This is a genomic window from Priestia sp. YIM B13489, assembly GCF_042787645.1.
GTDB classification, from domain to species: Bacteria; Bacillota; Bacilli; order Bacillales; family Bacillaceae_H; genus Priestia; species Priestia megaterium.
This window is the reverse complement of record NZ_JBHZOQ010000028.1, coordinates 1-10,768: the sequence shown is the minus strand read 5'-3', so window position 1 is coordinate 10,768 and position 10,768 is coordinate 1. Positions and strand designations below refer to the sequence as shown.

At 33.4% G+C, this 10,768-nt stretch carries 11 protein-coding genes and 1 pseudogene; 6 read left to right on the top strand and 6 right to left on the bottom strand.

Going from position 1 to position 10,768, the window contains the following annotated elements:
- On the top strand, window positions 1-105 hold a 105-nt coding region (locus ACFX4W_RS01750; RefSeq protein ID WP_377559149.1), incomplete at its 5' end, for an IS3 family transposase.
- A 166-nt stretch (window positions 106-271) separates the two neighbouring features.
- On the opposite strand, the gene ACFX4W_RS01745 is transcribed toward ACFX4W_RS01750, so the two are convergent.
- The 4 genes from ACFX4W_RS01745 to ACFX4W_RS01730 all read right to left on the bottom strand — a co-directional run bounded on the left by ACFX4W_RS01745 (window position 272) and on the right by ACFX4W_RS01730 (window position 2,972).
- Window positions 272-742, bottom strand: coding sequence for a hypothetical protein (locus ACFX4W_RS01745; RefSeq protein ID WP_377256935.1), 471 nt, complete (start codon window positions 740-742; stop codon window positions 272-274).
- Window positions 743-746: 4 nt separating this feature from the next.
- Complete coding sequence (locus tag ACFX4W_RS01740; RefSeq protein ID WP_377256932.1) at window positions 747-1,535, bottom strand: hypothetical protein; 789 nt, start codon at window positions 1,533-1,535, stop codon at window positions 747-749.
- Window positions 1,536-2,087: 552 nt separating this feature from the next.
- Complete coding sequence (locus ACFX4W_RS01735; RefSeq protein WP_377256929.1) at window positions 2,088-2,507, bottom strand: hypothetical protein; 420 nt, start codon at window positions 2,505-2,507, stop codon at window positions 2,088-2,090.
- A 225-nt stretch (window positions 2,508-2,732) separates the two neighbouring features.
- Window positions 2,733-2,972, bottom strand: a complete 240-nt coding sequence (locus ACFX4W_RS01730; protein WP_377559205.1) for a hypothetical protein — start codon at window positions 2,970-2,972, stop codon at window positions 2,733-2,735.
- A gap of 315 nt (window positions 2,973-3,287) precedes the next feature.
- On the opposite strand from ACFX4W_RS01730, the gene ACFX4W_RS01725 reads away from it, so the two are divergent.
- Both ACFX4W_RS01725 and ACFX4W_RS01720 read left to right on the top strand, forming a co-directional pair.
- A complete protein-coding gene (locus tag ACFX4W_RS01725) occupies window positions 3,288-3,599 on the top strand; it encodes a hypothetical protein (protein WP_377256923.1) in 312 nt (103 codons plus the stop codon).
- 208 nt (window positions 3,600-3,807) lie between these two features.
- Window positions 3,808-4,644 carry an STAS domain-containing protein gene (locus tag ACFX4W_RS01720; protein ID WP_377256920.1) on the top strand — a complete coding sequence of 279 codons (837 nt, stop codon included), beginning with the start codon at window positions 3,808-3,810 and terminating at the stop codon, window positions 4,642-4,644.
- A 362-nt stretch (window positions 4,645-5,006) separates the two neighbouring features.
- Here ACFX4W_RS01720 and ACFX4W_RS01715 read toward each other — a convergent pair whose 3' ends face one another.
- Complete coding sequence (locus ACFX4W_RS01715; protein WP_377256917.1) at window positions 5,007-5,312, bottom strand: STAS domain-containing protein; 306 nt, start codon at window positions 5,310-5,312, stop codon at window positions 5,007-5,009.
- A 520-nt stretch (window positions 5,313-5,832) separates the two neighbouring features.
- On the opposite strand from ACFX4W_RS01715, the gene ACFX4W_RS01710 reads away from it, so the two are divergent.
- The gene (locus tag ACFX4W_RS01710; protein WP_197227541.1) at window positions 5,833-7,248 is read left to right on the top strand and encodes an MFS transporter; all 1,416 of its coding nucleotides are present in this window, start codon (window positions 5,833-5,835) and stop codon (window positions 7,246-7,248) included.
- Between the two features lie 385 nt (window positions 7,249-7,633).
- Window positions 7,634-7,843, top strand: a pseudogene (locus tag ACFX4W_RS01705) (transposase); the annotation flags it as partial.
- A gap of 902 nt (window positions 7,844-8,745) precedes the next feature.
- Here the strand turns inward: ACFX4W_RS01705 and ACFX4W_RS01700 are convergent.
- A complete protein-coding gene (locus ACFX4W_RS01700; RefSeq protein WP_377559204.1) occupies window positions 8,746-8,907 on the bottom strand; it encodes a hypothetical protein in 162 nt (53 codons plus the stop codon).
- Window positions 8,908-9,617: 710 nt separating this feature from the next.
- Here ACFX4W_RS01700 and ACFX4W_RS01695 point away from each other — a divergent pair.
- The gene (locus ACFX4W_RS01695; RefSeq protein WP_377256911.1) at window positions 9,618-9,935 is read left to right on the top strand and encodes a hypothetical protein; all 318 of its coding nucleotides are present in this window, start codon (window positions 9,618-9,620) and stop codon (window positions 9,933-9,935) included.
- Window positions 9,936-10,768: the final 833 nt, after the last annotated feature.

Here is a 10,768-nt window from a genome sequence, read left to right as displayed (position 1 = left end):
AAAGAAGTATTTAAATATATAGAGCTCTATTACAATACCAAAAGAATGCATTCTTCTCTGCATTATCTTTCCCCTATTGAATACGAAAAAGCCTATTCATCATAGTATCTTAACTTAGTGTCCAATAAATATTGACAAGTCCATTGGGGTGCTTTTATGTCTAGACATACATTTGAAGATAAAATTAATCGTCACTTATCATAAAATCAAAAAAAGCAGAAGTTAATTTATCTTATGTCTGGTCATTATATTGTACGTTCATGACTTGTTTTTATAAACCATCTGATCTAATTTTTGAAACCCCTAAGGCTAAATTATTCCACAAAATGTGTTCAACCACTTCGGCGTCTACAGCATGACAATCAACAATGAGTATGACTTCCGAATGTTTACCGCGTAGAAGCCGTTGCTTTTTCTTAATGACTTTAAACATAAATAGTTTAATTCCTAGTCCTAAGACAAATCCGATAAAAGCACTAATAATCCCCCAATAAATAGGGCCCCAGCTTAGTTTAAAACCAATACTCGCACCAATAACAGAAAAGGCTGTGGCTAGAGCCATTCCTAAATCAATAAGAGAAACCCCATCTGCTCGATGAAGGCTATCAAAAATCCGACGGTTTTCCGTTCGATTATTGAGAGGAACAATAAATGTGTCTTCTTTTCCTATTCCTTTTTCCTCTAACTCGGAAATAGCTAGTTCTACATAACTTGAGTATTCAAATGTAGAAAAAATTTGCATATGTTCATTTCACCTTTTTTCCTTTTCCAATACGAAAGCCGGGGTGTTGATACATTTTCTCGAAGAAGTTTTTCTGCTCTCTTTCAACAAGTTTATTATTCTCCACGGTATTCATATAGGAATCGAAGATAGCAAAACCATATAAAGAGGGGAAAAACAACAACCATTCTGCATCTAAAACAGAAGTCGCCTGTTGTATTTCTCCTAAAAATAGCAGAGAAATACCCTCAAGTAGGTGAGAATAATAAAAGAAAACGACTGCCCAAATGATGACAAAGAAAGCACCAATGATCCGATGAATATAGAGTTGTCCTAGGCCAGGCATTAATACCGACCAAAAAACGGATAAGATGGGATTCCGTTTATCTAAATAGTTTATTTCCATGGCTCCTATACTGAAGGAGTTGAACCGATGATTTTCTCGTTCAGCTAACACGTATATTTTATTTAAATCAACTGTTGTTCGGTAACTATCCCATATAGCAAAAATATAAACGGGAATATAAATAAGAAGCCATCTTGTATTAAGCACGTCTTTGGCCATATCAATGTTTCCTTGAAAAGAATAAATCATGGCCAAATTTACATGAGATTTAATATTTATGGTGACCTCCCATATAAATAACACAAAGCCCCGAAGGTATTTAGACAGTAGTAAATGTCCAAAACCAGGAAAAGCTGCTGACCACCAAGCAATAATATAGGGGTTTCTTAAATGGATTTGAGTCGTTCCAAATATACTAACATGAGCAATATAGCGTCTTATAGTATTGTCATTATTATAATTATTCATTTGCGATCTCCTATAGATGTTATGAAAATATACTTTTTATACCTACCATCCATATTTAACATGCTCTTGTTTGTTTATTCTGATTCAATCAATTGATATAAATCTAATCCTTATCAAAATGAAGAGTCTTGTGACTAGAAAAATCCCTCTATTTTTCCATAAATAGATTTTTTATATGTTATTTTCAAGAAAACAAAGTATGGTAACTAAATTCGTATATTCAAACGAAAAAAACTACTGCTCCTGTACAGTAGTTTTCCTAGTCGTTGAAATATAGATGTTATGTTGATAATGCTCTATTGCATCTTGAGTAGTTTGCTCAATTTACTGTTTATGATTCGTTTTATAATTATCAAAAAAAAAGAAACAAACTTAAAAAAGAATGTTTCTCGAAAATTCCATCCATCTTAATACTATACCCTTACCATAGAAACCGAAACATATTTTATAAAAAATATGTTTTGGTTCTTATAATGAACATGATTCCACCTAAAGATTTATATGAAATGCATCTTTAAAACTAAAAAATTCATGTGAGGCAAAACCAAATAATTAGTGTTTTTTTAGACTTACTATTTTAGCAACTTTGGTTAAATGTTTTTCTGATTCCTCTAACCGTTTTTGAGTGTTGACTAAAGAGTTTTGAATAGATAAAGGTGCAAGAACTTTACTACTTTTCACTTCTGTACATACGAGGTGACCTATACCATCTTTCCATTGGATCGTACATTTAAAATTCCCAAATAACTTGTTACTTGTCTGTAAAATGAGCTGTTTTGTTATAGGATGAGAATTAGGACTCTGTGAAAACATTACTATGGCTTTATTTCGGTCTTCTTTATAAATGATCGTCCATATATTCGATGTAGGGGGGAAATATGAGTGGGTTATGTGTGAAACATTTAGAATTGTTCCTTCCTGATTGATTTGAAAATAAGGAACAGGAAGCCATTTAGTTATACTAGTATCCATGTTCTACCTCCTTTACATTAATTAATGGATCTTTATACTTACGATATCATATCTAAGTGATTTCTGTATGTATTTAGAATGTACATTATGGTAACTAAAGACAGAAAAGCTCCTGAATAGGCATCAGGAGCTTTTCTGTCTACAAATATTCATTCTACTACCTACTGATATGGTGAACAGTAAAGAGAAACATCATACTTGTTATGTAAACTTTAAAATGGATTATTACTCAGTGACTTCTTTTTTCACAATACTTATTATTCTATACAAAGCTAAAGATGTAGTCTCCACATCCGGAAAATGTTCAATATGGCCCGTTTCAATATTCTTCACTTGAAAATTCTTTAGTTCTTTAGAATAACTGAGAGAAAAGGTATGATTTCCACTACAAAAGGTATGAGTGATTTCACTATCTTCATATCGTAATAACGTTTCTAACATTTCTTTGATTTTTATTATTGTCATGTATCACCAAACCCCTTTCTCACTATTAAAAAAAATTTTACAAATGAAAGTTTAATCCATTTTAACATAGGGTATATTTATAAGTTATTACCTTTAATAATTGAAATAAAGATTTTAAAAATGAAATAAATTTGTAAAAAAACAAAAAATGTAATGTTGTATTAGGATTAGGCGATATATGACAAATGCAACATAGTTGGGAATTACAGATAGATATGGTATAAAAGATGTAAATAAAATATATGTTTTAGGGGTAAAGATACAAAGAATCTTATTTGAAAATGAGATTCTTTGGGAGGTAGGAGGTATCTGAAGTTGAGTAGTGCATCTAGATTCAAAATGCAAATATACAGTCCTCTGTTGGGATATAAGGACCTTTATCATTTCAAAAAGACAAAAGATGGTTGGAAGTTTGAAAACTATAGATGTAAGGGTGAAGTAGATAAAGGTGGTAATCCTTTATTTTATAAAGCCCTTATTACTGAATCCATTTCCTGTCCTGATCATCTAGAGATTTATATTTCTAGTGCATGGGAGAATGTTGACGCGTTAAATAAAGAACAAGTGCAGAACATTTTTGATGAACTATCTGAATGGATAGCAGCCAGTGAAAATTATCTCCATTAACCCTTTATCATATTGGAAAAAGTGGGCACGACCATGGGTATATTCAGGTTTAAAGATTCATTATAAAAGTCTTATTGTTCTTTTATTTAAAACATATGTAGTGGAGGTAGTACAAGGCATGAAAATAAAAATAAATAATAACTCATTTGGGAATATTTATTAATTAAGGATAACAATAATCAGTAAACAAATAAGGGGCGTATTCAAAATGGAAATTATTTATAATCAGAGAGAGAAAATGACCGATTTCATTAAAGATAACAAACAGAACTTCCAGGATAAACTCTTATCAGAGGCGGTTAACGTAGCCTCTAAGATTAATGACATTTTAGAAACTGGAAATATTGATCTTTTAAAAAATGCTCAAAAGTTATCTCTATATGTCGTGGAGCAAAAGGAAGAACAACTCGTTGCTTTCGCTCAACAAGAAGGGATAGCCTGGGCAGAGCATTCCTTAACTCTTGCCTTCAAACTAGAATGGGTACAGGCCATTAGGCGAACATTGTGGCATTTTCTCTATCAATATGATCGAATAAATAACCATTTTAATAGCCGTGAAGAATTTTATGCCTTAGAGAAACGAATTAATGATAAGATCGATCAATTTCTTAACACTTTTCTCATTAGTTATTCCACGTATAAAGATGAATTAATTGCCTCCCAAAGGGACTTAGTTGAAAATCTATCAGTACCCATTATACCACTTAGCCAATCTATAGCTGTACTACCGTTGATCGGAATGATTGACCTCAATCGTATCCAAACGATTGAGGAGAAAGTATTGATGGGCATCTCAGGTTTAAAGATTCAAACATTAATTATAGACCTTTCTGGAATTGCTAACATGGAGATGCATGTCATTGACCATTTTCAAAAAATATTAACTGGGATTTCAATGATGGGATCTAAAGCTGTTCTTACAGGTTTACGTACTGACCTAGTTCGAACAATGATTCACTCAGGAATCTCCTTTGAGGACCAGGCAGAAGCAAAAGGGACGTTACAGCAAACGTTAAAAGAATATCTAGAACTCGACCGCATGTAGGAGGAATAGAGAAGTTTTCTTTACATGCAGAAATAAAGATGAGTTTGTGAAATTAGAAGCGTTGTTGAAAAAGTAAATAAAGTTTATTTATACCTGAGTAATCATTACTAAGGTAACCCTGGAGTTATAACTCTAGGGTTGTTTTGCGATAGTACCGATAAAATACTAATTCCGCATATGATATACATCCTAAATCAACTTAATGCAAAAAAGCTGGGAAACTTAATTTCCTAGCTTTTTTGAGTTTCTATCGCTTGTTTAACCGTTGCATAGGTTTTAATAGAGGAGAAATCAAAGCCATTTCTAACAACAGTTTGAGCAAGTTCAGGTCGTATACCTGTCATCATGACCTCCTCAATACCTTATAAGCGAAGAACACTGTAGATATCAAAGAGGTAACGTTCAGCTATAGTATCTATATTCAAGATACCTGAAAAATCAACAATCAGATACTCTATTTTCATTTCGATAATTTTCAAGATCACATTCTCCAAGATATATTCAGCTCTTTCTGAATTGATAGAGCCTATTAGTGGGAGAACAGCAGTTTTATCCTGAATGGGGACGACAGGAACCGATAGTTTCAACACCTCTTGTTGTGCCTTTTTAATAATTTCATCTTTTACTTGTTCAAATACTATAACAGTTTCGGTGATACTTATATCCAACAAATAGTTAAATCGTTTATTAATAAATACAATTTCTTCTGTAGAGAGTCCGTGTTCTATACTTATTTTGCGTTAGATATGTATATCAATCAAGTTACATGACTTTTCTTTGAAAGCTTGTTATTCTATAATAAGAAGAAGTTACTCTCTAATGAGGTATCTTCTTTGAAACTACATAACATGTAGTTATTTACAATATATGAGTAACATTCGTATATTGTGGGTAAACTACTTAGGATGCTTAGAGGCATCAACTTTCTTATTCTATGTGAAAAAAGCTACTGTTGGTGGAGTCAGTCAGTAGCTTTTTTCTATGTCTTTCAACTTTACCCCTATATTTGATTACTAACTAAAAGGAACAAATTGTATGTAGTATTTTTTCAGAATGAATATTCCCCCCTGTTTTATTTAAAAATAATGAATGTTTAAATGCTTTTGTATGTCTGATTAAGTAAGCCTTGAGTTTGACTTTGCTTCTTATTCTTGTATAATCATATGCCTTGGAGGTGACATAATATAAATGAAGTTTAACAAGAAAAAAATTAACGTCGTAGATATTGACAAAGCTAAAAAAAGCGTTTTTGCTACAGGCGTAGGAAACGCAATGGAATGGTTTGACTTTGGTTTATATTCATATTTAGCTGTTATCATTAGTCAAAACTTTTTTAGTGCTGTTGGGAATGATGAGCTAAAATTGGTATTCACATTTGCCACTTTTGCGATTGCCTTCTTAATGCGCCCAGTAGGGGGTATTATATTCGGAAGAATTGGAGATAAGTTAGGAAGGAAAGTTGTTCTAACCACCACCATTATTTTAATGGCGTTTTCCACATTACTCATCGGTTTATTACCTACATACGATCAAATCGGTATATGGGCACCGATCCTCTTATTAATAGCAAGAATTATTCAAGGTTTTTCAACCGGCGGTGAATATGCTGGTGCAATGGTCTATATCGCAGAATCGTCTCCAGACAATAAGCGTAATGTACTTGGAAGTGGATTAGAAATTGGAACCCTCACGGGTTATATCCTAGCATCACTGTTGGCTAGTTTGCTTTTTCTTCTTCTAACGGATGAACAGATGGCCTCATGGGGATGGAGAATACCGTTCTTACTTGGCTTACCTTTAGGTCTAATTGGATTTTATTTACGAAGCAGTTTAGAGGAAACGCCGATTTTTGAAAATGAACTTTCCAGCTCTGATGACCAAGTCCAGGAAGAAAGCTTTCTATCCATTTTGAAAAATCATAAAAAAGATGTGTTTGTTTGTTTTGTAGCTGTGGCATTCTTTAACATTACAAACTACATGCTATTATCGTACATGCCTTCTTATTTAAATGAAATTATTGGATTGTCTAATACAGTGGGAACTGTATTAATTACTGTGACCATGATTCTGATGGTACCACTTGCTTTCATGTTTGGAAAGCTTAGTGACAAAATTGGAAACAAGAAGGTTTTCTTAATTGGTTTAGGTGGATTAAGTCTATTGTCAGCTGTTTCGTTTTATTTAATCAACTTGAACAGTTTAGTCTTTATTTCATTAGGTATTTTAATTTTAGGTGTTCTACTTTCCACTTACGAAGGTACCATGCCTGGAACATTACCAACGATGTTCTATACCGATATTCGCTACCGAACATTAGCCGTGACGTTTAATGTTTCTGTTTCAATATTTGGTGGGACGACGCCATTAGTTGCCACATGGCTAGTTCATGAAACAGGAAATAACTTAGCCCCTGCTTTCTATCTAACCATTGTGAGCATTATCGGGTTCTTAGTGATTTTATTCTTATTCAAGAACACGGCAGGAAAATCTCTAAAAGGTTCTTATCCAACAGTTGCTTCTAAATCTGAATACAACGAAGCTGTTGAAAACCCGAAAGATGCATTATGGTGGCATACCGAACAAAAAGAAAAATCAACGGAATAAAAGAAAGTAGCTACTCAACTATTTTGCGTTTTAAGCTGACTTGTTTCTGAAAAGCATTTTCTCACAAACGTGATTTCTCGGGAGAAGAAAGACAAAAGACAACTTTTAAAAGGTGAACTGCACCTCAATTGTTAGACAAAGAAACTCTAATGATTGGGGTGTTTTTATGTCAAGACATACATTTGAAGACAAGTTGAAAGTTATTGATTTGTACCTAAATAAGCGCAACTAAATCAGATATTATAAAATGGGTGGCATTGTACCAAAAACATGGAGAAAAGGGTTTACAGCCGACCTATACAAATTACTCTGTGAAGCATCATATGTACTCAATATGCCATCTTACTCAACGGTGACATTATCAAATGACCAAATATCAGCATTTACTCAAAGTATGTCCCGTAAGGGAAATTGTTTTGATAACGCAGTCATTGAAAACTTCTTTGGTCTATTAAAATCAGAGTTACTCTATCTACAAGAGTTTGAGAGTATGGAGCACTTTCAACAGAAATTAGAGAGCTATATTGTTTATTACAACCACAAACGAATAAAAGCAGAATTAAAAGGATTGACCCCTGTAGAATACAAAATTTAATCCTCATTCGCTGCTTAGATAAAGGGTCTAACTTTTTGGATTCAGTTCAGCTAGGGAGTTTTTCTGCTTTTCTAATGAATATCATATACGAACTTAGTTACCATAATGTGCTTTCCCGGTAGAAAAAGTGCTTGGATAATAATTATCTAAGTACTTTTGAAATTAATTATGTATTGTTTTTCTTTTTTATATTTTTACCTGTATAAATAGAATTAACTATTAATATTCCTGTTTCTAAAAGCCATACCACAGTAAGGAGAGTACTCAAATACATTTTTAAAAGCCATACCTAACATTAATAAAAGTATAGTAATACCTTGCTGTCTTTGCATATAAACCACCTCAGACGCTTTTTCTTCTAATCATTATTCACCTTGCTGCTCTCTTTGCCCTATAATCCAAGCTAAAGATAAAATTGAAACAGTTTACAACTACTGCAGTTAACATACCTATACACACCTCTTTTTCCTTATAATTACATTGTAACATACCTTTAGAACAGTATTTAAAGATACATATAATACCTAGATCTAGTTACGTCGGGTAGGCAGGCACTCTCACGAGCGTCCGCCCCCTAAGAACTGTACGTGACAGATTTTCCGTCATACGACTCAAGCCTTCTTTTTATCCGAACAACTTATTTATTTAATACATGGTACATGTACTAATTTAACAAATTCACCTATAGAAACCTCTAGGTTTCGCACTATAACTTTCTCTCCATTTTGTAGAGCCTGCTTACACAATGGACAACGATATCCTTGTTTTCTTGCGAGTTTCATCCTATCCAATGTATTTTCATTATTAAAGACCTTACGGTCTCGTTTTTTCCAATACTCTCTTAGACTTGGATCATCTAGGCTGTTTTTATAGGCTACCATGACATGCCGTTCTATCTTAATCTAGGACATCTTTAACAGTTGAATGTTAGTAAGTGGATATGTGAGAATCCATTTATTATTTCCACCATGTAACTTCGCTACATATTTTTGTATAATACTCCAATCAATAGAGTACCAATCCTTATGCGAGACGTCCGCCGACGCTCGTAGAGAGGTATTCATAACAGCACGCTCCTTTTCGTTGGAAGATAGCCACAAATTTATTTTCGTGTTGAAGACCAATGAGAAGTGGGCGCTCTTACGAGCTTGTCATTGTCTGTAAAGCCGACAGTATCCGTCCAGTTATACAATGATTCTGCTTTCCTGTTCCTTTTCAGAGTAACGGCTTTCGCTTTTTCTCATATCCCATACCCTCTGCCACATCGTTTGACTTTGCAGTCATTCTACTGCTTACGCAGATGACATAGGGCTTACCAAGTTTCCCTTCCTACAGATGCGATAGGGGTAGGTAGGTTCTTTACTCCAGGCAAGATGCGGGACGCATCAGAGCAGCATTATGATTCTACTTTTCCTCTTGCCAAAACCCAAGCAAAGCTGTGCATTATCTTGAGCTAACCCTTACGAAGCTTACAAACCTTCACTTTTGTTTACCATACCTATCTTCTCCTAGCAGTATTCTGGACCATGCATTTGTCCCCTGTTTCCGCATTTCCTCATGCAACCGACAGACTCGTTACCAAGAATGCCGTTTCGGATGGAGATCATCTCTACGTCTAGATGGGTAGCGTTAGCTACACTGTCAGAAAGCGACTTCTTGTCGCACCATAATCACAATTATAGGCAGCAGATAAAATCCTAAAATCTAATTATTTAAATGAATTTTGATAATTAGGAGAAAATAAATATATCTTCAAAAAAAGAGGTATCTAATTATGCACTCAATCATCAAAAATTTAGATTTATCTGCAAAAGGAATTTGGTTTCCCATCTCTGTAGCATTTCTATTATTATTATTTGCCCTTTTCATGCCTAAAAGAAAAATTAACTGGTTAGAATTTTATATTACTTTTGGAGTTGTAGGTTATGTAGCTTGGAATTCTGATACGGTAGTGGGGAGAATGTTAGACTGGGTGGATCTAGGTAACCCTAAAATTACGGGACTTGGTGAATTTGTGAGTTATAATTTTATTCCTACATCACTTTCTGTTATCTATCTAAACTACTTCAAAAAAATAACAAATGGATCCTAGTTCTTCTTTTTACCTTATTATCAACTCTAATTGAATGGCTAATGATACAAACAGGGTATTTAAAAATGAAAAATTGGAGCTTTTTTATTTTCTCTATAATTGCCTATTTGATTGTATTCAGTATTATTCTTCCTATTCACATAGGAGTTATAAAGAAAAACTTACTCTATAACAAATAAAATTCTTTATTTATGAGTAAACTACTCAAGATGGATGAATCATCACTTAGCTAACTCCTAAAGAACAGAAAAACTCTCTTAACGCATTGGGGGAGTTTTTTTGTTCTTTAGGAGTATATGATATACATTTTTAGTCCCTATAATAAGGGTATAGTATTAAGCTGGATTGAATTAAAAAAAACATTATTCTAAAAGAATTTGAAATGGTAACTTTTTAAAGGAATCTATAACTGGAGTTAAATAATAACATATATTTTTTCTTCATAAAGACTATTTTCTGAGACAAGCATATGTATAAAAAGCTGCATACTCCGGAGAAAGAATCCTTGGTAGAAGGCTTATACATAATCGGCAGTCTTTGTTGTAGTTGTTCTTCATAATTTGTATTAAATATAAATAAATATAAGCTAATTCTAGAAGTATATGTTTTACCTATCTAAAAGAAGGGAATAATAGGGTCAACTTGATAAAGGGAGTGATCTTATGCAAGCCGATATGACGGTCGAAGAAGTCAAAGCCCAAATCCAGTACTTAGGAACAAATGGACAATCTCTAAAAAAGAAAAAAGTAAAGCAAACACATCCAAAACTAATGAAAAATGCACTTTATTTTTTCCCTAGCTGGGAACATGCTATGGTAGAAAGTGGTGTAAAT